This window comes from Streptomyces sp. MnatMP-M17, from assembly GCF_900091995.1.
Taxonomy (GTDB): domain Bacteria; phylum Actinomycetota; class Actinomycetes; order Streptomycetales; family Streptomycetaceae; genus Streptomyces.
In genome coordinates this window covers 1-19608 of record NZ_FMDK01000147.1, presented here as the reverse complement: position 1 = coordinate 19608, position 19608 = coordinate 1, and the positions used below count along the sequence as shown (strand labels likewise).

23 protein-coding genes are annotated in these 19608 nt (G+C 63.5%); 20 read left to right on the top strand and 3 right to left on the bottom strand.

Annotation, left to right across the window (positions count from 1 at the left end; all coding sequences use genetic code 11):
* Positions 1 to 382: 382 nt before the first annotated feature.
* The 3 genes from GA0115259_RS07680 (at position 383) to GA0115259_RS07670 (ending at position 2759) form a co-directional block, all read left to right on the top strand.
* A complete protein-coding gene (locus GA0115259_RS07680) occupies positions 383 to 1339 on the top strand; it encodes a DNA-methyltransferase (RefSeq protein ID WP_093592786.1) in 957 nt (318 codons plus the stop codon).
* 79 nt (positions 1340 to 1418) lie between these two features.
* Positions 1419 to 1751 carry a hypothetical protein gene (locus GA0115259_RS07675; protein ID WP_256097940.1) on the top strand — a complete coding sequence of 111 codons (333 nt, stop codon included), beginning with the start codon at positions 1419 to 1421 and terminating at the stop codon, positions 1749 to 1751.
* A gap of 171 nt (positions 1752 to 1922) precedes the next feature.
* Positions 1923 to 2759: a DUF3846 domain-containing protein gene (locus GA0115259_RS07670; protein ID WP_093592780.1), complete on the top strand. Its 837-nt coding sequence runs from the start codon at positions 1923 to 1925 to the stop codon at positions 2757 to 2759.
* 565 nt (positions 2760 to 3324) lie between these two features.
* On the opposite strand, the gene GA0115259_RS40065 is transcribed toward GA0115259_RS07670, so the two are convergent.
* Both GA0115259_RS40065 and hsdR read right to left on the bottom strand, forming a co-directional pair.
* Positions 3325 to 5592 (bottom strand): N-6 DNA methylase, encoded by a 2268-nt coding sequence (locus tag GA0115259_RS40065; RefSeq protein ID WP_161230314.1) that lies wholly within the window; start codon positions 5590 to 5592, stop codon positions 3325 to 3327.
* The gene (gene hsdR, locus GA0115259_RS07660; protein ID WP_093592777.1) at positions 5589 to 8042 is read right to left on the bottom strand and encodes an EcoAI/FtnUII family type I restriction enzme subunit R; all 2454 of its coding nucleotides are present in this window, start codon (positions 8040 to 8042) and stop codon (positions 5589 to 5591) included. The genes GA0115259_RS40065 and hsdR overlap by 4 nt, the downstream gene beginning before the upstream one ends.
* 198 nt (positions 8043 to 8240) lie before the next feature.
* On the opposite strand from hsdR, the gene GA0115259_RS07655 reads away from it, so the two are divergent.
* The 17 genes from GA0115259_RS07655 to GA0115259_RS07580 all read left to right on the top strand — a co-directional run bounded on the left by GA0115259_RS07655 (position 8241) and on the right by GA0115259_RS07580 (position 18829).
* Positions 8241 to 8651: a hypothetical protein gene (locus GA0115259_RS07655; RefSeq protein ID WP_093592774.1), complete on the top strand. Its 411-nt coding sequence runs from the start codon at positions 8241 to 8243 to the stop codon at positions 8649 to 8651.
* The gene (locus tag GA0115259_RS07650; RefSeq protein ID WP_093592770.1) at positions 8648 to 9025 is read left to right on the top strand and encodes a hypothetical protein; all 378 of its coding nucleotides are present in this window, start codon (positions 8648 to 8650) and stop codon (positions 9023 to 9025) included. Before GA0115259_RS07655 ends, GA0115259_RS07650 begins: the two co-directional genes overlap by 4 nt.
* 3 nt (positions 9026 to 9028) lie before the next feature.
* Positions 9029 to 10132 carry a hypothetical protein gene (locus tag GA0115259_RS07645; RefSeq protein ID WP_093592767.1) on the top strand — a complete coding sequence of 368 codons (1104 nt, stop codon included), beginning with the start codon at positions 9029 to 9031 and terminating at the stop codon, positions 10130 to 10132.
* A gap of 38 nt (positions 10133 to 10170) precedes the next feature.
* Positions 10171 to 11109 (top strand): DUF4365 domain-containing protein, encoded by a 939-nt coding sequence (locus GA0115259_RS07640; RefSeq protein ID WP_256097939.1) that lies wholly within the window; start codon positions 10171 to 10173, stop codon positions 11107 to 11109.
* Positions 11110 to 11307: 198 nt separating this feature from the next.
* Positions 11308 to 11544, top strand: coding sequence for a hypothetical protein (locus GA0115259_RS07635; RefSeq protein WP_093592761.1), 237 nt, complete (start codon positions 11308 to 11310; stop codon positions 11542 to 11544).
* Between the two features lie 5 nt (positions 11545 to 11549).
* Complete coding sequence (locus GA0115259_RS07630) at positions 11550 to 12077, top strand: DUF6879 family protein (protein WP_176732469.1); 528 nt, start codon at positions 11550 to 11552, stop codon at positions 12075 to 12077.
* Positions 12046 to 12927 (top strand): helix-turn-helix domain-containing protein, encoded by an 882-nt coding sequence (locus tag GA0115259_RS07625; protein WP_093592755.1) that lies wholly within the window; start codon positions 12046 to 12048, stop codon positions 12925 to 12927. Before GA0115259_RS07630 ends, GA0115259_RS07625 begins: the two co-directional genes overlap by 32 nt.
* Before the next feature lie 53 nt (positions 12928 to 12980).
* Positions 12981 to 13856, top strand: coding sequence for a DUF5677 domain-containing protein (locus GA0115259_RS07620; protein ID WP_093592752.1), 876 nt, complete (start codon positions 12981 to 12983; stop codon positions 13854 to 13856).
* A 160-nt stretch (positions 13857 to 14016) separates the two neighbouring features.
* Positions 14017 to 15177 (top strand): radical SAM protein, encoded by a 1161-nt coding sequence (locus GA0115259_RS07615; protein WP_093592749.1) that lies wholly within the window; start codon positions 14017 to 14019, stop codon positions 15175 to 15177.
* A complete protein-coding gene (locus tag GA0115259_RS07610) occupies positions 15170 to 15745 on the top strand; it encodes a 3'-5' exonuclease (protein ID WP_093592746.1) in 576 nt (191 codons plus the stop codon). The genes GA0115259_RS07615 and GA0115259_RS07610 overlap by 8 nt, the downstream gene beginning before the upstream one ends.
* Positions 15732 to 16565: an aldo/keto reductase gene (locus tag GA0115259_RS07605; protein WP_093592743.1), complete on the top strand. Its 834-nt coding sequence runs from the start codon at positions 15732 to 15734 to the stop codon at positions 16563 to 16565. Before GA0115259_RS07610 ends, GA0115259_RS07605 begins: the two co-directional genes overlap by 14 nt.
* Entirely contained in the window at positions 16562 to 17203 is a 642-nt protein-coding gene (gene tmk, locus GA0115259_RS07600) for a dTMP kinase (protein ID WP_093592740.1), read from the top strand. The genes GA0115259_RS07605 and tmk overlap by 4 nt, the downstream gene beginning before the upstream one ends.
* Positions 17204 to 17209: 6 nt before the next feature.
* On the top strand, positions 17210 to 17380 hold the full coding sequence (locus GA0115259_RS40060) for a hypothetical protein (protein ID WP_176732468.1): 171 nt from the start codon (positions 17210 to 17212) through the stop codon (positions 17378 to 17380).
* Between the two features lie 98 nt (positions 17381 to 17478).
* Positions 17479 to 17793, top strand: a complete 315-nt coding sequence (locus GA0115259_RS07595; protein ID WP_093592736.1) for a recombinase family protein — start codon at positions 17479 to 17481, stop codon at positions 17791 to 17793.
* Positions 17793 to 18083 carry a hypothetical protein gene (locus GA0115259_RS07590; protein ID WP_176732467.1) on the top strand — a complete coding sequence of 97 codons (291 nt, stop codon included), beginning with the start codon at positions 17793 to 17795 and terminating at the stop codon, positions 18081 to 18083. Before GA0115259_RS07595 ends, GA0115259_RS07590 begins: the two co-directional genes overlap by 1 nt.
* Positions 18043 to 18603: an ATP-binding protein gene (locus GA0115259_RS07585; RefSeq protein WP_237539832.1), complete on the top strand. Its 561-nt coding sequence runs from the start codon at positions 18043 to 18045 to the stop codon at positions 18601 to 18603. Before GA0115259_RS07590 ends, GA0115259_RS07585 begins: the two co-directional genes overlap by 41 nt.
* Before the next feature lie 40 nt (positions 18604 to 18643).
* The gene (locus GA0115259_RS07580; RefSeq protein ID WP_093592727.1) at positions 18644 to 18829 is read left to right on the top strand and encodes a hypothetical protein; all 186 of its coding nucleotides are present in this window, start codon (positions 18644 to 18646) and stop codon (positions 18827 to 18829) included.
* 46 nt (positions 18830 to 18875) lie between these two features.
* Here the strand turns inward: GA0115259_RS07580 and GA0115259_RS07575 are convergent, their stop codons facing one another.
* Positions 18876 to 19259, bottom strand: coding sequence for a PH domain-containing protein (locus tag GA0115259_RS07575; protein ID WP_093592724.1), 384 nt, complete (start codon positions 19257 to 19259; stop codon positions 18876 to 18878).
* Between the last annotated feature and the right edge of the window lie 349 nt (positions 19260 to 19608).

The window sequence follows — 19608 nt, the reverse complement described above, 5'->3', positions numbered from 1 at the left end:
CTCCGGGAAACAGAAAGTGCTGGCTGAGATGGATCTCAACCAGCACTCTTCGGCATCCCGTGGGGTACCAGTATGTGTCCCAGAGGGGACTCAACTTGAACCCTGTGCTGGCGCGGTACGTCCGCGAACACGCAGGTCAAGGCTAGAACGAACTCGGCGCCCACGGCCAGGGCCACGCGGCCCGGCTACACCCCGGCGTCCTCACCAGGGCGTCGGGGCACCCCTCAACAACTAAACAGAGAACACACCCATGCAACCACCTACACAGCTAGGAGGTGATCTTCAAAGCGGCCCGCAGTCAGCGGACGCCACGAATCTCCCTCGCAACACGATCCTCATCGGGGACGTCCGCGAGCGCCTGGCCGATCTACCGGCCGCCTCCGTGGACACCATCATCACCAGCCCGCCGTACTACGGCGTCCGCGACTACGGCCATGACAAGCAACTTGGAGCCGAACCGGACGTCGACGGCTGGGTGAACGGCCTTCGGCTCGTCGCCCGTGATCTGGCCCGAGTCCTACGCCCACACGGCTCACTCTGGCTGAACCTTGGCGACAGCTACGCCCGCCGTCCGGCTGAGGGCGCCGCTCCCAAGAGCCTGCTGCTTGGTCCCGCACGGGTGGCGTTGGCCCTGGTCCGCGACGGATGGACGCTTCGCAACGAGGTCATCTGGGCCAAGACCAATCCCATGCCGTCGTCCGTCACCGATCGGCTAACCACGACGCACGAGCTGATGTACTTCTTCACTCGTTCGCCGCGCTACTACTTCGACCTCGACCCCATCCGACGTCCACTCCTCACCGGCAAGCGCCAGAACCCCAGCACCGCACCGAGCAGCTACCCGCCTGCTGGCATCGGGGCGGCGAACCGCAAGGGCTGGACACTCAACGACAACCGCGGGCTTTCTCGCCTGAAGGCCTCTGGCCTGTCGGGGCACCCGCTGGGGAAGAACCCCGGCGACGTCTGGACATTGCCGACCGCAGGCTTCCGAGGCGGTCACTTCGCCGCCTTCCCTATGAGCCTGGTGGAGCGTCCGCTCCTGGCGACCACCCCGGAACGAGTCTGTCCGACCTGTGGCGAGCCGTGGCACCGCGCCCTGGAGCGCCGGGACGGCCGTCTCCTGGCTGTCGGCGTGCTGGAGCCAACCTGCCGGTGCGAGGTGGACGGCGTGCCGGGAGTCGTACTCGACCCGTTCATGGGCACGGGGACAACCGCGCTGGCTGCCGAGAAGCACGGCCGCGACTGGATCGGCATCGAGCTGAATCCGAAGTACGCCGAGATGGCCGAGGAACGGCTTCGTGCTGAGCGCGCGAAGCGTCAGCCGCGAAAAGCAGCCTGACACCTCCCCGGTGTCATGCGGCCGTCGTCGTCATCTCAGCTCAGAGATGGCCGGCCGCACCAACACCGAGGAGGCTTCCGTGACCACGGAACCCCGCAATGGCGGCAGCGTGAAGACTCTGGGCATCAAGGTGCCCGACGCCCTCCACGCACAGTTCGCTCTCGTCGCCCAGCTCGACGGTATCTCCCTGGGAGACGCGGCCATCCGCGCGGTCGAGCTGTACGTCATCACCAAGAAGGCGGAGCCGGACTTCGCCGCCCGCGCCAAGGCTGCGCTCGAAGCGATCGAGCGCGAGGCAGCCGCCAGGCGCGGCGCAATCCAGGGCCTGTTCGGGACGGAAGACCCGACGGCCGAACCCGCCACCGAGACCACCACGTCGACGCGGCGTCGCAGCGGTGAGGCTTCCAAGTAAGAGCGGAAGCCCCTGCTAACCCGGAGCGGAGCGGCGGCCAACCGGCCGCCCTCCGCTCCAACGCATCACCTGCACATCAGACCGTTCCCCGGCTCGCAACGGGGAGCGGCCTGGTGTGGAACGGACCGCCCACCAGGCAACAGCCCAACGGTCCAGAAGCGAGCGGCAACCTTGATTACCGCCATCGTCATACCCGTCGATCCGGGTCAACCGATCCGGCTCCAGCAGTTCGAAACGAGCGACATCGACGCCTACCAGCAGATCGTGGGAGGCAACCTCCAGATCGTCGGCCTCGAACGGCCGCCGGCCGAGATGTACCTCAACGAGTCCGGCAAGCTGAACCGGATACGCGTCAACCACCGAGCAACCACGCTCGTGTGGGTGCACAACTCGGCGTTCCGAAACCACGACGTGATCGTGGGACCAGCGCTCATCGTCGGGCCGCCGAACCGCCACGGTGACGACACCTCGGCCCCGCGAGACCTCACCGACCTGCTGTTCAACAGCGAGCGCTACCGCGTCCAGCTCTGGACCGACAGCGCCTCAGGCTGGACGAGTGACCCGGAAGTGTTCACCGACTGGACGGAGGCGTACCGCTACGCCTTGCAGCAGGTCGAGACGCAAGAAGGCGCTCAGGAAGTCCGAGTCGTCGCCGAGCTGGCCGATGAACTGCGCGAGCAGTGGTTCAAGCTCGGCATCGAGAACCCGTGGATAAGCTCCGCGGACGACCCGCCGTTCACCCGGAACAGCTTCGTCGGCTGCTACTCCGTCGAGGAGCTGGAGCAGAACATCGGACACGGCAACTGGGCGATCGGCACCGCGTTCTACTACCGCGACCTGTGCTTCATCAATCAGGTCGAAGGCGGTGACGAGTGGCTGACCATCCGGCATGGGATCGCCTTCGAGTCCATGACGTTGGAACCGAGCATCGAGGAAGGAAAGTTCGCCCGGCTCATTCGTAGGCTACTGACCGCGTCCAAGACGCAGTGTCAGGCGCTCACGTACTGAGCAAAAGCCCGTCGCCCGAGCCACTACAGCTCTGGGCGGCGGGCCTACTTACATGCAAGGAATACCCGGCAGCAGCATTCAGATTGGCTTACTGGTCAAGCTGCAACGTTGTAAGTGACTTACGACGGCGTCCACCACGCGATGCTCGGCATCGCGTGCCTGCACAACCTCAACCTCGCCGGCTAGACGAGCGCGACCGCCCGAGGGCAGGCACGTCCCGAACTGCCGGGAGAGCATTTACGGGACAACCCTTAGCTCGGCCACCTTTTCCTGAGTCAGGCCGCTTTTCCGACGGCATTCAGCCAGTCGTCGCCCGAACTTTTGAAGAAAGTCACGACCACGCTGACCAGCGCCTTCACATGATCAAGCCGACTTTGCAACAGCCCTGACCCCCACAACACCAGGAAGGAGGAGAACCCCTTACCTCGGGCCGGTGGACCCCGACGCCCCCGCAGCGCATGCGAAGGCCCCGGCACCGACCGACCGGACAAACCAGGGCAAGACGCCGGATCGGCTAGACCGATCACACCTCCGAAGAGTCGACGTCAAACCCGGCACGAGACACCTATTCAGTATCGACGGTGCCGTAACGAGCATCCGTCCACTGGCGCTTGTAATCCTTTAGGGATGAATCCGAGATGGCAATGCGAAGCTGCGCCCGACGCTCCAGTAGACGATCAAGCTCCTGCAACCAGGCAAAACCCTGCTCCAGTAGCGCAGAAATTTGCTTCTGCTCTGATTCTGGCGGCAAAGGCACAAAGAGGTTCGCGAGCTGCTTCTGATTAATCTTCGGCATAGCGACTCGGTTCGCCAGGGTTGAAGCAGCTGTCACAAACGTCTCGCTCAACATGAAACCGTGAAGGTAGCCAACGTCAATGCTCGGCGTGATCGGATACATGTCTGCACTACAGAGTCCATCGAAGTCCACTCGAACGACCTTGGACAAGTTGGGTCGAATCTTGGAGTACAGGATTTGTCCAGCGAAGAAGTAGTGGTTGGCGCTCGTCACTCCGTCCTCACCTACGGTCCGACAGTTGAGCAGACGCCCGGTGGCCTTCTCCACGTTGTCGGGGGCCACGTGGATCGCGTCCTGATAGGAGCCAGGGTTCACAAGGTTGCTGGCGATCTCTGCAACCTCGCCGAACCGAGCCCACGCCCAGGTTGCGGGGATGGGTTCCTCGGGCTCTGTTGTGAAGTTCACCGCCCCCAGCAAGCGTGTCGTCGCCTTGCTCAGCGAACTCCTTAGGTTCTTTACGATGTCGTGGCCGCTTGCCTCACCCTCTTGTGACTGTGACAACAGGCCTCGGTAGGCGCCGAAGAGGAGCAAGTTTCGGAGCTTTGCGGTGACGCCGGGTAGCTCCAGCTCTGTCGTGAGGTTCGAGATGAAGGAGGTGCTGGGGTCCAATGTCGTGTCTGTGGTGAGCAGGTCGTAGAAGCCGCTTGTGATCTCGGAGATTGACTTGTTGACGATCGTCAACTCGTCAGCACTGCCCAAGCCCGACGCTGCGGGGTCCGCCTGCTGGTTCGGGTTGGCGATGTCGAGGTTATACCCACGATCCTTGATCGTCTGGATCGGCACCCGCCAAGCCTGGTCAGTCTCTTCCCGGTTGTCCCACCAAGCCCGCACACCGTCAAACTCAGAAGCCTTGATCGGGTTGGTCTTGCCGTATGCCTTGAGGTGGTCCGGGATGCGGTGCTCGAAGTACCAGGTCTCTTTCGTCGCTTCACCCTTGGTGAAGAACACCAGGTTCGTAGCGATATCAGTGTATGGACTGAAGGCAGATGGCGGGATACGAACGATCGTGTGGACGTTGCACTCCTTGAAGAGGCGTTCCTTCACACGCGTCGTGACGCCCTGGCGAAAAAGAAATCCGTCAGGCAGAACCATGCCGGCGCGTCCGCCATTGCAAAGCAAGCGGATGATCAGTACAAGGAACAAGTCAGCCGTCTCGCGTGTACGAACGTCAGCCGGGAAGTTCTGCTCGATACCGGGTTCCTCAACACCTCCGAAGGGAGGGTTCGTGACTACTACATCAACTTGGTCGCCGGGTCCGTAGTCACGAAGTGGGCGAGCGAGTGTGTTCGCACGACGCAGAGACGTCGGTGCGTCAACGCCGTGCAAGATCATGTTGGTGAGGCAGAGAACGTGGGGGAGCTGCTTCTTCTCGGTACCTCGGATCGAAGCTTGCAAGGTCTTCTCGTCGTCCGCCGTCTTGACCTGCTTGCGCTTGTGGTCGATGGCGTTGGCCAAGAAGCCGCCGGTACCGGTGGCCGGGTCAAAGACACGCTCATCGAGCAGAGGGTTAACCATCTCGACCACAAACTCAGTCAGCGCTCTGGGCGTGTAGAACTCCCCTGAGTTGCCAGCGCTCTGAAGGCCCTTCAGCAGCTTCTCGTAGAGATCGTTGAACTGGTGCCGGTCGGCCCGCACCGTGAAGTCAATCGAGTTGATCTTGTTGATCACCTGGCGCAGCAGCGTGCCGCTCTTCATGTAGTTGTACGAGTCCTCGAAGGCCTCGCGCACGATCAGGGTCCGCGGGTTGGTGCCGCCGCTCAGCTTGCGCAGCGCCGGGAAGAGGTCGTTGTTGACGAAGTCGTTGAGATCATCACCGGTGAGGCCTTCTTCGTCGCCCGCCCAGGCCCGCCACTGGTACTGCGCTGGGATCGCCGGCACGTAGCCCTCGGTCATCAGCTCCAGCTCCTGCTCGGTATCATCCAGGATCTTCAGGAAGATCATCCAGACGAGCTGGCTAAGGCGCTGCGCATCACCGTCCACACCCTGGTCTTGCCGCATGACGTCTTGGATGGACTTGATGAGCGTGGACGAAATCACTGCGCCTCCTGGTACAACTGCTGCTCAAGGTCATGCACGGCCTTGAAATAGGTCTCGCGAGTTCCGAAGGATCGTATGAGCTCCATGGGGCCGCCCATCGAGCGGAAAGGCTCCACCCGCAGCACCCCGATGTCCTCCAACGAGCGCACACCGGACTCGACGTACTTTTCCAGTAGCGCCTCCAACACGGAGCGCATCTGGCCCTGGTACTTGCCAAGGTAGCCGTTCGCGTGGACTGCTGCTGCCCGCTGCCGACGCTCAATCGGCTGACGTTCGTAGGCAACATCGAGCGCCATGTCGAATGGATCAAGCGCTAGGCCTGACTGTTCCACCAGGTCTTCCAGTGGTATGCCGGCGTCCACCAGCTCGTCGAGCAGAGCCGATCGCTGATCCGCAGCCGACCAGGTGCTCACGAAGGCGTCTGCGGTCGGGTACCGCTCCAGCAGGCCGCTGCGGACGAACTCCTTGAGGCTGGAGGTGAGCGGCTTGCCGTCAGTCCCGAGCATCTGCACCTGTTCGCCGATGATCGTCACAGCCTGGCCGCTGACCACGATCCGCTTGCGACGGACGTTGCGCGCTCCCGGCCGCTCGACCCACTGCTCCGGACCTTCGTCGTCCTCGCCTTCGCCCGCGGTCTCGTCGACGTCGTCCAGCTCTTCGACGGCATCGCTCATCTCGCCGTCGGGCGGCAGCTCGTAGACCTTGACCGGGTCGCCGTCGAAGCTCTCGTCGGCAAACAGCTTGGTGACGTTCCTAAAGTCCATGATCACGAAGAACCACTTGTCGTAGTCCGTCCGCACCCGCGTGCCGCGACCGATCATCTGCTTGAAGTCGGTCATACTCTCGACCCGGCTGTTGAGCACGATGAGCTTGCAGGTCTGGGCATCGACGCCGGTCGCGAGGAGCTTGGATGTCGTGGCGATCACGGGGTACGGCATCTCGGGGTCGATGAAGTTGTCGAGTTCCTGCTTGCCCTGCTGGTCGTCGCCGGTGATCTGCATGACGTAGCGGGAGTCCTTGCGGACCTCATCGGCGTTGAGGTTGGCCAGTATCCGGCGCATGCGGTTGGCGTGCGGGATGTCCTGACAGAATACGATCGCCTTGGCGTAGCGATCCGTGCTCTTTAGGTACTCGGTGATCCGCTCGGCAACCCGCTTGTCGCGCTCCGGGAAGACGATCGAATCATCGATGTCCTCGCCTGTGTAATGCCGGTCCGGGATCAGGTTGCCAGCATCGTCACGCTGCCCCTCCTCAGGGCGCCAGCCGAAAGTGTCGACGTCCAGCGCCGTGCGGATGACCTTGTACGGTGCCAGGAAGCCGTCGTCGATGCCCTGCTTCAGCGAATAGGTGTAGAGCGGGTCACCGAAGTAGTCGCTGTTGCTGACGGTCTTGGTTTCCTTCGGCGTAGCCGTCATGCCCAGCTGAACGGCGGAGCCGAAGTACTCCAGGATGCCGCGCCAGGCGCTGTCTTCGCGGGCGCTGCCACGGTGGCACTCGTCGACGATGATCAGGTCGAAGAAGTCCTCCGAGAACTGCTTGTAGACGTTGTCGATCTCCTCAGTACCGGTCACCGCCTGGTACAGCGACAGGTACAGCTCGAAGCTCTTGTCAACGACCTTGCTGCCCCCGCCGTCCGGGTCGTCGGCGTTCGCCACCTTGGAGATGGTGCCGCGCGAGGCGCTGAGCTTGGCCATGCGCCCCTTGAACATGGCGAAGTCGTTCATCATGGTCTGGTCGATCAGGATGTTGCGGTCGGCCAGAAACAGCACGCGGGCCTGGCCCTTGTCCGGGTTGATCGCCCGGAAGGACTCCATGAAGCGCCAGATGATCTGAGCGGCGGTGTAGGTCTTACCCGTCCCCGTGGCCATGACGAGCAACAGCCGCTTCTGCTCCTTGGCGATCGCTTCCATAGTGCGATTGACCGCGATCCGCTGGTAGTAGCGCGGCCGACGTCCCGACCCGTCGTCATGGAACTGACCTGCGATCACCGGCTCGTCGGCGTCCTCGATGCCCTTCCACTGCTTGTACAGCTGGTAGAGGGCTTCAGGAGAGGGGAACTGCTCCAGCGGGATCTCGACTTCGACATCGGGCCGGCTGCCAGTGCGGTCGTGCCACACGAAGGAGTCGCCGTTGCTGGTGAAGACCGAGGGTACGTCAAGCTGCTCGGCGTACTCGATCGCCTGCTGCATCCCGTCGCCCGGCTCGTGGTTGTTGTCCTTGGCCTCGACCACGGCGATCGGGAGGTTGGGACGCCATTCCAACAGGTAGTCGACCTTCTTGGGCTTCTTGCGCACACCCTTCTTGCCGACCACCTGGATGCGTCCAGCCGAGAAGTAGTAGTACTCCTCGCGGAGCGAGGTCAGGGGCCAACCGGCGGTACTCAGGGCGGGCGTGATGTACCGGGTACGGATCTCCGTCTCGGTCAGCTGGGACTTGTCTGAATCGCTCACGGGGAGATTCTACGGACCACCACCGACAGTCACGAGGATGGCGCACGGCCCGGCGTCGTGGGTACACCGTGGAGCCAGACCGGCGGTGCACATCCCTGCGGCTGGTTGCCGCCCGACCTCCAACATTCTCCGTCCTCTCCTTTTGCTTGCTCTATCTCCTCTCTTGTCGCTACTCTCTCACTAGAGAGAGGAGGCGCAATGACGGAGACAGTCGAGGTGGACACGCAGACCTACCAGTCGCTGGAGTTCGCGGCCCGCATGAGTGGCTGTACAGCAGGCGAGGTGGTGGCACGGTTGGTGGCCGCCGCCAGCATGCCACCCCCTACGACGACGGAGAAAACGGAGCAACCGGAAGCAGCGAGCGGCGTGACGGTCTACGCGGATTACGAGGGCCACCGCACGCAGGGCAGGTACGACCCGAGGACGACGCGCATCGACATCACGTCGGGGCCGCTCAGTGGGCAGAGCTTCAAGACGCCGACCGGTGCCGCCCGCGCCGTGGTGGCGCACTACAAGCCTGGTGTCAGCCCTAACCGCAACGGCTGGTCGTTCTGGCTCCTCGACGACGGCTCCGCGAAGTTCCTCCAGAGCATCCGGGGAGCGTCGTGACCAGCGAGGCGGAGCGGCAGTTCCACCGCGCCATGGTGCTCGGCGTCGAACGCCTCAAGCGGGAGATCAACTACAACGCGACCCGCTTCATGGAAATGGTCGGCGAACTGGGCGGTGCCGAAGCCGCCCGCCAGTTGCTACGCGGACGGGACGCCTCGGACGGCTTCACCACCCTCTGGGAGCACGGACGACTGGAGATGAGCGTCGAAGCGTTCGTGCTGCTGCCGTGGTACCGGGAACTGTTCACCGAGGAGCAGCTGGAGACCGCCGGGCGGCGGCTGCGCGAGCACCGATTCGACGTCGAGCGGTTCCTACGCGCATCCACACAATCGCCCCCGGGGTGGGTCGCGCCGGACCCAACCCAGGCTGGCTGATCCATGCCCGCTACCTGCGTCTTCTGCGGCTCCGCCGATACCCTCACCGGCGAGCATGTGCTTGGAGACTGGCTGAGCAAGATCGGCCTTGACCTTGATCCGGTGCCGCACGGCGCTGGTTGGCTGAACCGCATCGGGCGCGAACTCGGCGTGCGCCCGCCGTTCCGCCAGAAAGTCCGAGACGTCTGCGGCGACTGCAACCACGGCTGGATGAGCCGCCTCGAAGTCGTCGCGCAGCGCGTCCTAACCCCGCTCATCGTCGGCCAGTCCGGCCGCCTCGAGGCGGCGGACCAGGGTGCAATCGCGGCGTGGGTACAGAAGACCGCGCTTACGGCGATGCTGGTGTCCTCCGAGGCGGACCGGGACAGAGGCTACGGACTCCCGGACTCGGAGTACCACGAGTTGTACGCGCTCCGGGACGAACTCCGGCCGCTCCCGGCAAGCCGGTTCTGGGCCGGACGATACGAAGGAGTTCGCGGCTGGTCGATCCGGGTCACGCCGTTGGCGGTGCGCGTCGACGGCCTGCCGGAGCCCGACCGGCCGCAGGCCTACGCCATGACCATCTTGCTCGGACAGCTCGTGCTCCATGGGGTGCGGTTCACGACGCCGAGCCTCCAAGTCCGCGTGTCCGGTCGGCTGCCTCAGTTCTGGCCGCCTGCAGGGCCGGTCACCTGGCCGAGCGGGACGCTCCTAAACGATGACGGGTTCCTGGACTTCGCCGGTGGCAAGGACTGCCACTCGACCGAGCAGCACATCGAGCTGCAACCCTGGCAGCCCGCAACTGAGCTGACGCCGAGCCAGGCCGTGGGCGGCATGGTCGAGCTGCCAACAATCTGCGGCAAGCACGTCGTGTACTACCCTGCCGCGCTCGTCGGCGAGGCGATGCACGGTCGGTTCTATGTCTTTGGGACGGCGTGCGAGTGCCCCATGGCCTACCTGATCCGCACCGAGCCAGATGGCGCGCACTGCAAGGCTGCCGACACCGCGGAGGTCATCTCGGGACTGTACGAGAAGCTGCCGGGTGAGGAGTACGAGATTGAGGACGATGACGGCAGCTTCTGGTGCAAACGCTTGCCGAGCCCATTCCAGCAGAAGATGGAGCCGTGATGCGCCGTAAACCATCTGCCAAGGTCGCCACTATCGGGGTGACCCGCACCAAGCTCGCCGTCGAGGACGAGCTGGAGTGGTTGTTCCGCGAGCAGCCCACCGAGGACTACGGCATTGACGCGCATGCCGAGGTTGTCGACGGCGAGGACGTCCGTGGCCGGCTGCTGGCGCTGCAGATCAAGAGTGGGATGAGCTGGTTCCGGGAGGCGGCGCCAGAGGGTTGGTGGTTCCGGCCGGACGCCGAGCACGTGGCCTACTGGCTCAACCATTCGCTGCCGGTGGCCGTGGTGCTGTACCACCCGGAGACGAAGCGCTGCCACTGGCAGTTGGTGAACCGAAAGACGCTCCAGGAGACATCCACCGGCGGCTGGAAGCTCCTGGTGCCGGAAGTCCAGGTGCTGGATGCGACCGCCCGAAAGGCCCTCTGGGAGGCTGCCGAGGGCGACCCATACCAGCTGCGTATCCGTGAACTGCAGCTGGCCAAGCCATGGATGGAGCTATTGGCCAGCGGCAAGCGGTTGGTGGTCGACATGGAGGAGTGGATCAACAAGGGCTCAGGACGAGGCGACATTCGTCTAGGCATAGACAACGAGGACGGCGAGGAACCCGAGAAGTTGGCCAGTTGGGGCGTGTTCCTTGGTCTCGCCAGCTACGCCGAGGTGGTGCCGAAGCTGTTCGCGTGGGCTGACGCCCACGTGCACCCGGAGACGTACGACGGGACGGAGTATGACCAGTACAGAGCAGATTGCAGTATTTGGGACGATGAGTATGAGGTCTTCGCGGCGGTGCCGTTCGAGGAGTGGAAGCGCGGTCTGGATACAGAACGTATCCGGCCGTACCGCAACGGCGGCGGCGAGGTCGACTTCTATCGGCTTGAGCTGACGCTCAACGAGCTGGGCAAGGCGTTCCTGGTGGTGGATAGATTTGGGATGGAGGGCGGGAGGTTGCTGACGGGGGTAGATAACCCAGGAGACTGACGGCCAATGCCGGAAGTCGTCGTAATACTTTATGTGATCGACCAGGACGCCTTTCGGGACCGTGGGCAGCACGATAAGTAGCGCTGGGCCAACATACGCCGCCCCGACACTCACTCTCCGTGTGCCGTTGACCGCCTGGACGCCCTACGCCACGATGGGCGAGAACGGTTCGCCAAGTTTCTCGCAACGGAGGTCACCATGCGTGCTCGCTTCCTCGGCAAGGACCCCAACTCGCAGGAGGGGCAGTCACCCACCCTGTTCGCCACCGACCGCACCGACCGCGTGACCTACGTCGCGCAGGGCTGGAAGGTCACCGACCCCCAGGCGCTCGCCGACATCGGTCCCGTGCCGGATCACGAGACCCTGATCGAGATCCCCGAAGACGTGCTCAAGATGTACGCACTCCGCTACCTGGAGCAGGAGGGCCAGAGCTGAGCCGCATGATCGAGCCCGGCCCGGAGTTCGGCAAGCTCTTCCGCACGTTCGAGCACACCGCCTACCGGCTGGAGACGCGCGACCTCTACAAGTCCGCGAACGAGGCCCAGGCACTCGACCAGTTCACAGCTGGTGAGCCGGTGGACATGGGTTGGTTCCAGAACTGGCTGAGCATGATCCAGGAGGCCACCGCGGCGGGCCGGCTGTTCTCGCGGGTCCGAGTCGTGAGCCTTCCGCTCACCGACTACAGCCGGTTCGGCATCTACTGCTCGGGCTTCACCAACGCGGTCGGGGAGGTCACTCGATATCTGGCCCGTGACGACGCGGCAGATCTGCCGGACTACGACTACTGGTTGTTCGACTCGTCCAAGCTGGTGCGAATGCACTTCGATGACGATGAGAACTTCCTGGGCGGCGAACTGATCGAAGACCCCGCCGAGGTCGTGAAGCACAACTACTGGCGAGACGCCGCCTGGCACCTCGCCGTACGACGGGACGACTTTGCCACCGAAACGAACGACAGGCGTCACTAGCGTTCACGAAGCGCGTGACGCGCTCGGCAAGCGACTCCGCGAGCTGCGCTCGGCTGCTGATCTCAGCGGCCGGCAGCTCGCGGAGTCGTTGTCGTGGCCGCCTTCTAAGGTCAGCAAGCTGGAGAACGGTCGCCAGACGCCGACTGACGACGACATCCGCAGTTGGACCGAGGCCACGGGCAGTGAGGACGAGGCTGAAGCGCTCCTGGCCTCGCTGCACACCCTCGAAGTCCAGCACGCCGAGTGGCAACGTCAGCTCCGAGTCGGGCTGAAGCCGCATCAGCAGGAGATCGCTGACCTCGACGCGAAGACACGGCTGTTCCGAGCGTTCGAGTCCACGTTCATCCCTGGCCTGCTCCAGACCGCCGAGTATGCCCGGTATCGCTTCGCCCAGAGCATCACTGTGTTCAAGGTGCGCAACGACATTGACGAAGCGGTTGCCGCCCGGATGCAGCGCCAGGACATCCTGTACCGGCCGGACAAGCGGTTTCACTTCGTGCTGACCGAGGCCGCCTTGCGCTACCGGCTGTGTCCGCCGGAAATCATGTTGGGACAGCTTGACCGCCTCGTCTCCCTGACCGCCCTACCGAACGTGAAGCTCGGGATCATCGGGTTTGAGACTGCCTACGTGGTGGCGCCCGCCCACGGCTTCTGGATTCTCGACGCTGACCGCGTGATGGTCGAGACCTTCTCGGCAGAGCTGAACCTCGCCCAGCCGCAGGAGTTGACTCTCTACAGCGGCATCTTCGACAACCTGGCCGCTGTAGCCAGCTACGGGCGGAGTGCACGGACGATCATTAACCGAGTGATCGACGACCTTGCACCAGAGGCCGCTGACGAGGGTTCTTGATATCTGCGCAAAAATCACGTGTGCCAAGATCGCTCTGGAAGTAAAATGAGAACATGCCATACGAAGAAATGAAAGACGAACAGCTTCCGGTTGCTTACCGGCCGGATTTCGACAAGCTCAACAAGACAACCAGTGAAGCACCCTACATGGAGGCCGCTTTCTATCTCCTCCGTGAGGCGACGCACTGGCAAGCCATTTTGGCAGGCCTGAAGCCACCGTCGTCACTGACGCGGAATGATGCCATTTTGCGTGGCCTCGTGGTTCGTGTATGCAAGTTGCTTCGCCTGACACTCCGTGAGCTAAATAGCAAAGAGACGTTTCAGCAGCTGAGTGTAAATCGCGACGCCATCGAGACCCTTGCGACGCTCGTTTACCTGGTTGGCGATGACGGCTCGGGTGCCCGCTTCGACCAGTACGTAATGAACAGCTTGATCGCTGAGCGCGAACTCCTTCAGGATGTCCAGAAGAACGTCAAGGCTCGAAATGGTGAAGAATGGCCCATCGAAGAGCGGATGAAACGCTCAATCGCTGCCACAGCAAAGGCGGCCGGCATCGACGACGTATCGAAGCTGCCTGGTCGAGCGAAGATTGGCTATCCCACGGCAGAGGAACGCATCAAGCTACTCGGCCCCAACGTTTACCTTGGCTACCGCATGGGCTCTGTTGAAACACATGGCGACTGGAACGATCTATACCGCAACCACCTTATTTTCGAGGATGGCGAGTTCTCGCCGAACCTGAGTAGTTATGAAGTCCGGCCCCAAGTCCCCCTAGGCCTCGCTAGGCTCACGATGATGGTGATGCTGGAAAACCTTGACCACGTCGTTCTTGACGAGGAGATAGCTCGCTATTTCAGACCGTTCCTTGAGGACCTCGTACGCCGAGCCGGTGAGGTAGACGAGCTCCACGAGCACCTTCTTGCTTCCTAGCTTTGGCGCGAAGGCCATTCCCTTGGTTTCGTGGCCAGTCACTCGTTCGTGGCGTTTCGAGAAATATTAAGAAACTTTCTATTCACCGCCTTCTTTCCTCTCTACTCTCCGGATGGGGACGCCGAACCGCGTCCGCCCACAAGGGACTTGGGAGTAGCCAGTGGCGACCCGTGTTGCCCTGCTGAGCAGGGATCAGATCGACAAGCTTCCGGAACGCGCCCGCGAAGTCGTGGAGTACCGCAAGAGCGGGCTGAGTCTGAACCACATCCAGGGGTGCCCGCTGGACTGCGCGTACTGCATCCGGCACACCTACGGCCTCTGGGATCAGCGGGTGCCGCGGGCGCTCATGTCCAACGCCCAGGCCGTCGAGGAGCTGGTGACTCACCGGTACTTCCAGCCGCACGTGACCCCGGTGCAGGTGTTCAACCGAGCCACCGACCCGTTCCTCCCGGCCGTCCGGCCGCACACTCTCGCCGTGCTGGAAGACCTGGACTCGCGCGGCCTGACCAACCACGTGCTCGTCATCACGCGGCACCAGATGAAGCCGGAAGACGTCGAGCGGCTGAACCAGCTCCAGCACATCAAGCTGACGCTGCTGTTCACCTACAGCGGCATCGACAACAAGGACATCGAGCCCTACCCCTCGTCGGTAGCGGCTGAGTCGCTGAAGCTCATGAGCAGGCCGGCGCGCCGCCGGTACCGGACAGTCCTCTACTGGCGCCCGCTGGTGCCGGGTCTCAACGACACAGCGGAACACCTGGATGCGGCCTACCGACTGGCCCAGTGCGCCGACGCCACGGTGTTCACCGGCCTGTTTTACCGGGACGAGATCGCGGACTACTACAAGGCCAACGGCCTACCCGAACCGTACGAGGACACTGCCCGACGGAAGATCGTGCCCGAGACGCTGGAGGCGCGCGTCCTGGCCACGTTCGATGCCGCAACGCCGCTGTTCCGCAAGACCAGTTGCGCGGTCGCCTACGCGCATGGCCTCCCCGACTACAACGGCCACTACGGCATCGGGCGCGAACTGTGCGACATCTGTCCGCTCAGTCAGCTCGAACTCTGCGCCAACGCCCACCGTGAGCCGTCACCCGAGCGGTTGCGGGAGGTCGCCAGCACCCTGCCCGAGGCTCGTGGTCTTGTAGTCGTGGACATCACCGAGCGGGCGGCCGTGGTGTCCGGCCTGGAGACCGAGCAGCCGCGCTACTACCTGCAACACGCCCTCGGCTTCCAGGTACACGACGTGCGCCACCCGCACCGTGAACGTCGGCATGGCCGCGCCGACATCGGCTGGAAGGGCGAGAAGCAAGATGACTGACTGGACGAGCCTGAGCTTCGTGGTCGTGGACGTCGAGGGCAACGGCCAGCAGCCGCCCGACCTGGTGGAGCTGGCCGCCGTGCCGGTGGTCGATGGCGTCATCGGGGAGCCGGTGAGCTGGCTGGTCAAGCCGGACGCACCGATCAAGCACTTCGCCACCCGCATCCACGGCCTGACCAACAAAGACGTGGCTGACTGCCCGACGTTCGAGGACATGAAGCTCGATGTCCTCATGGCGCTTTCGCACCCGGCGATCGTGGCGCACAACGCGCACGTTGATCTCGGCGTTCTTCAGCGCAAGCTCACCGGCTGGGAGCCGCCCGAGGTTTTCGACACGCTGAAGCTGGCGCGGCGGCTGGTACCGGGGATGGACAGCTACCGGCTCGGGAACCTGGTCGAGGCGTTCAAGCTGGCCGAGGGACTGCCGGAAGGTCTCAGCCCGCACCGAGCGACCTATGACGCGCTGGTCGCGGCCCGGTTGTTCGTGTTGCTCGCCACGAAGGCCGCAAGCCTGGAAGAGCTGCGTGGTCAACCTCCCAAGGAGGTCGACGAAGATGCTCTTTTCTAGCGACAGGCGCATCGGCTTCGGCTCCATGCAGCTCACCGGCCCTGGCCATTGGGCCGCGCCGGACGACCCGGAGCAGGCCATGCAGGTGCTCCGCGACGCTGTCGACGCGGGCGTGACTCACATCGACACCGCTGACGCCTACGGCCCGTTCACTGCGGAGAAGTACATCCGCAAGGCGTTGCGTCCGTACCCCGACGGCTTGGTCATCGCCACCAAGGGCGGCATGACTCGGCAAGGCCCCAACCGGTGGGCACCGTGTGGGCGGCCGGAATACCTGCGGCAATGCGTCGAGATGAGTCTCCGGCGACTCCAGCTCGAACGGATCGACTTGTACTACCTCCACCGCATCGACCCCGCTGTTCCCTTGGAAGACCAGCTCGGCGTGCTGCGGGACATGCAGGCGGAAGGAAAGATCGGCAATATCGGGCTGTCCAAGGTCACCGTGGAACAGCTCCGAACGGCCGGCGCACTTACGGACATCGCAGCGGTGAGCAACAAGTACAACCTCACCGACCAGGCATCAGAAGACGTGCTCCAGCACTGCGAGACGGCTGGCATCACTTTCGTGCCGTACGCGCCGATCGCGTCCGGAGCGCTCATCAAGCCGAGCGCCCTGGGCGAGGTCGCAGAGGACTACGGCGCGGCACCCGCCCAGCTCGCGCTTGCCTGGCTCCTGCATAGGTCCCCGGTCATCACACCGATCCCCGGCACCAGCAGCAGTACGCACCTCCACGAGAACCTGGCGGCCAATCAGATCAAGCTCACCCCCGAGGACATGGCGGCTATCGAGCTGGCGGCCACCACGAGGGGGCAGGCATGAACCTCCGGCCCTTTTCTGATCATCAGCGTGGCTTGTTCGTCAGCGTCGACGGGCCGAGCGGCGCCGGGAAGTCCACGATCGTCCAGCACCTCGCCCAGCTGCTCGCCGCCGCTGGCGAGGAGGTACACGTCACCGCCGAGCCCAGTGGCGGCCCTATCGGCGCGCTATGCCGCGAGCTGACCGAGACGACCACCGGTCACACACTGGCCTGCCTGTACGCGGCCGACCGCTACCACCACCTTGAGGTCGAAGTCCGGCCGAACACCGAGGCCGGCCGCGTCGTGCTGAGTGACAGGTACATCCCGTCAGGTCTGGTGATGCAGCGGTTCGACGGCGTTGATCCGGCCTTCCTCTGGCAACTCAACGTCGAGGCTGACCGGCCTGACCTCGCCGTCATCCTCGAAGCCGACCCCGAGGTCATCTCAGAGCGGTTGAGCGAGCGCGGGCCGCACAACCGCTTCCAGCTCTCGCCGGGCAGCTCACACGCTGAGGCGCACTTCTACCGACAGGCCACTGAGCGACTGATTCAGGCGGGCTTCGACGTGTTGCGGGTGGACGTGAACAAGCGGCCTCCCGAACAGTCCGCGGCGCTCATCCGCGACCGGCTGCTGACGTTCTTCGCCCCGGCGGCGGGGTGAGTCGAAATGGTCGTAACGGTCACCGGCCCGGACGTCGGCCGTGAAGTCGAAGCACTTCACCAGCTCGCCACCGTGGTCCTGAACGAGCACACCAACGACCGCGACCTGTGCGCCGTCTGCGGCTGTGCCTTCCCGTGCGAGCGAGCGGTACACGCGGAGCACAATCTCGCGCTCTGACGCGACCCCCGAGAAGCCGAGCAGACCGGCGACGCCTGGACGCCCGCCGAGGTACGAACCCGTCGCCGGTCTGCTCATCAAGCGTACGGAGAACACCCGTGAAGCCCTTGATGTACGGCTATCTACGCGCTCCTGATGACGTGCCGGACGATGACCTCGCGCGGACCGTCGAGGAGCTGAAGCACTACGCCGCAACCGAGGGCTTCTGCTACGCCACGACGTTTTTCGAGTACCAGGACGGGTCACGCGCCGCGTTCGAGGAGCTGATTGCTGAACTCAAACGGGCTGAGGCGCGGCATGTGGTTGTCCCGTCTATGGACCACTTGTCGTCCCATCGGCTGCTTCGCAACCACATGGTTGAGCGCCTGGAGCTGGACGCCAACGTGCTCGTGCTGACACCGGGCGGGACGTGATGGATCGGCGCGACCTGAACATGGGCATCGTCCAGCAGCTCAAGGACATCACGGGTGACACCGGCCAGTTTGTCGCGGGCATCTTGAGCGACCACATCTCCCGGGACGAGCAGATCACCTTTGCCTTGCGGCTCGTGCGACTGGCCGAGCACATCAAGCAGCGGGCCGAGAGCGCCGCCGGAATGGTCGTTGAAGGAGGCGTTGTCGATGACGGCGGTAGCAGGCGACCTGCGCTCTCGGCCGGAGCCGATGAGCGCGCCAACCATCCCCGCCCCGCGGCCGATGACTGAGCGGCCCCAGCCCAAGGCGATAGCCGACCTGACCTTGGCTGCGACGTCCACGGCGGCGAGCGTCGGCACGATGTTCCTTCACTACACGCTGACGGAGTGGCAGCGCACCGAGCTGGCCGACAACGCCGAAGCCGTGCTGACTGAGCTGATCGAGCAGGCGGTGACGCTGACCGGCGTGCCTGACCCGTCCCCTAGTTGGGTGGAGCTGGCCGACCTCGCCCTCATCCGGGTGCGCCTGGTGCTCCTGGAGAACGGCGTCATTGTCGAGGTGGTTGACCGCCATGACAAGCCACCGACGTGGGCCGACGCAGTGACGGCGCTGTGCTCGCGTTGGAACTCCTACCCGACCAATGGCGGCCGGGTCGTGTGGTGCGAGCTGGAACCACCGGTGTACGAGCTGACTGAGCACGGCCTTCCGAAGCGAGTGCGGTCGAAGGCTGCGCCGATCGACCGGACCCCGGCGCCGCAGGTGGACCAGGAGCTTCTACGGCGAGTGCGTCAGGGGTTGGAAGCGCTGTAGATGCGAGCAGCCCCCGGCCAACGAGACTGAGGAGATCAGCATGGCAAAGACACAGGTCGAAGACCGGGCCGTCTTCCTGGCTTCGTCGCTGCTCGCGGCGGCGCTGCCGCTATGCCGTTACATCCAGCGGAACAGCAATGCGGAAGACCGCGAGAAGCTACGCAGGCTGACGGGCAGTCGGGAGTATGAAGAGCTGGTTGACCTCCTCACGAAGATGCGGCGATAGACGCTTCTTCCCGTCGTAGCTACTCAGATTATAAGGTCAAACGCATCTAACGCCTTGCGCCGGTCTGCTGCTCCACAACCATCTTTAGCTCGGCTGCGTTGTCGATGCTACGTAGGCGGATGGTCTCGCGGTCATTACCCGTGTAGAACTCGATATGCGCATAGCCGCACCAGTCGCCGAGAGGCGTGGTGGACAGAACCACGTTGTTAATCCGGCCGAAGGGGATGTGTCGGTACTTGCGAAACAGCCAGCCGCTCTTACAGCTGACGCCGTTGTCGTCCACCCAGACCTTGACGGTGACCGTCCCGACAATCATGGCAATGAGGAATGGCAAGAAGAACCCGAAGGTCCCAATCGTGAACAGGATGCCGAATATTAGGCGCATAAGAAAGGCATAGTTACTCACTGTGTAGGTTGGTTGATTCGACATGGGCGGGTCTCCGCTTAGCTTGATATTTCCTTGCGATACATCGTTTCTCGTGTGCGCCTAATGGAAGAAGCTTAGGAAGTACAAGGCATCCTTGACGCTCTCGCCTCTCACTAGCTCATAACCAACGTAAGCAATGGCCAGGCCTAGGCCAAAGAGGACGACGAAACCGCCGATTGAGGGCCAGGAGCGCAGCTGCCACACGATAAGGCCGCCCAACAGTGCGAGCCCTACGCCGCCTAAAACCAAGAGTGATCCTATAATTGCTTTTACTATTCTCATGCAGATCTCCGATCGTTAGAGTTTGTGCCTCCCCGCCGCCTCCAGCGAGGCGGCGGGGAGACGTGGCAGG

Bases quoted from the DNA above. Each gene is read 5' to 3' on its own strand.
- GA0115259_RS07655 (WP_093592774.1), top strand. From the start codon at position 8,241: ATGACGGAGACAGTCGAGGTGGACACGCAGACCTACCAGTCGCTGGAG.
- GA0115259_RS07645 (WP_093592767.1), top strand. From the start codon at position 9,029: ATGCCCGCTACCTGCGTCTTCTGCGGCTCCGCCGATACCCTCACCGGC.
- GA0115259_RS07635 (WP_093592761.1), top strand. From the start codon at position 11,308: ATGCGTGCTCGCTTCCTCGGCAAGGACCCCAACTCGCAGGAGGGGCAG.
- GA0115259_RS07630 (WP_176732469.1), top strand. From the start codon at position 11,550: ATGATCGAGCCCGGCCCGGAGTTCGGCAAGCTCTTCCGCACGTTCGAG.
- GA0115259_RS07620 (WP_093592752.1), top strand. From the start codon at position 12,981: ATGCCATACGAAGAAATGAAAGACGAACAGCTTCCGGTTGCTTACCGG.
- GA0115259_RS07610 (WP_093592746.1), top strand. From the start codon at position 15,170: ATGACTGACTGGACGAGCCTGAGCTTCGTGGTCGTGGACGTCGAGGGC.
- GA0115259_RS07605 (WP_093592743.1), top strand. From the start codon at position 15,732: ATGCTCTTTTCTAGCGACAGGCGCATCGGCTTCGGCTCCATGCAGCTC.
- tmk (WP_093592740.1), top strand. From the start codon at position 16,562: ATGAACCTCCGGCCCTTTTCTGATCATCAGCGTGGCTTGTTCGTCAGC.
- GA0115259_RS40060 (WP_176732468.1), top strand. From the start codon at position 17,210: ATGGTCGTAACGGTCACCGGCCCGGACGTCGGCCGTGAAGTCGAAGCA.
- GA0115259_RS07590 (WP_176732467.1), top strand. From the start codon at position 17,793: ATGGATCGGCGCGACCTGAACATGGGCATCGTCCAGCAGCTCAAGGAC.
- GA0115259_RS07585 (WP_237539832.1), top strand. From the start codon at position 18,043: ATGAGCGCGCCAACCATCCCCGCCCCGCGGCCGATGACTGAGCGGCCC.
- GA0115259_RS07580 (WP_093592727.1), top strand. From the start codon at position 18,644: ATGGCAAAGACACAGGTCGAAGACCGGGCCGTCTTCCTGGCTTCGTCG.
- GA0115259_RS07575 (WP_093592724.1), bottom strand. From the start codon at position 19,259: ATGTCGAATCAACCAACCTACACAGTGAGTAACTATGCCTTTCTTATG.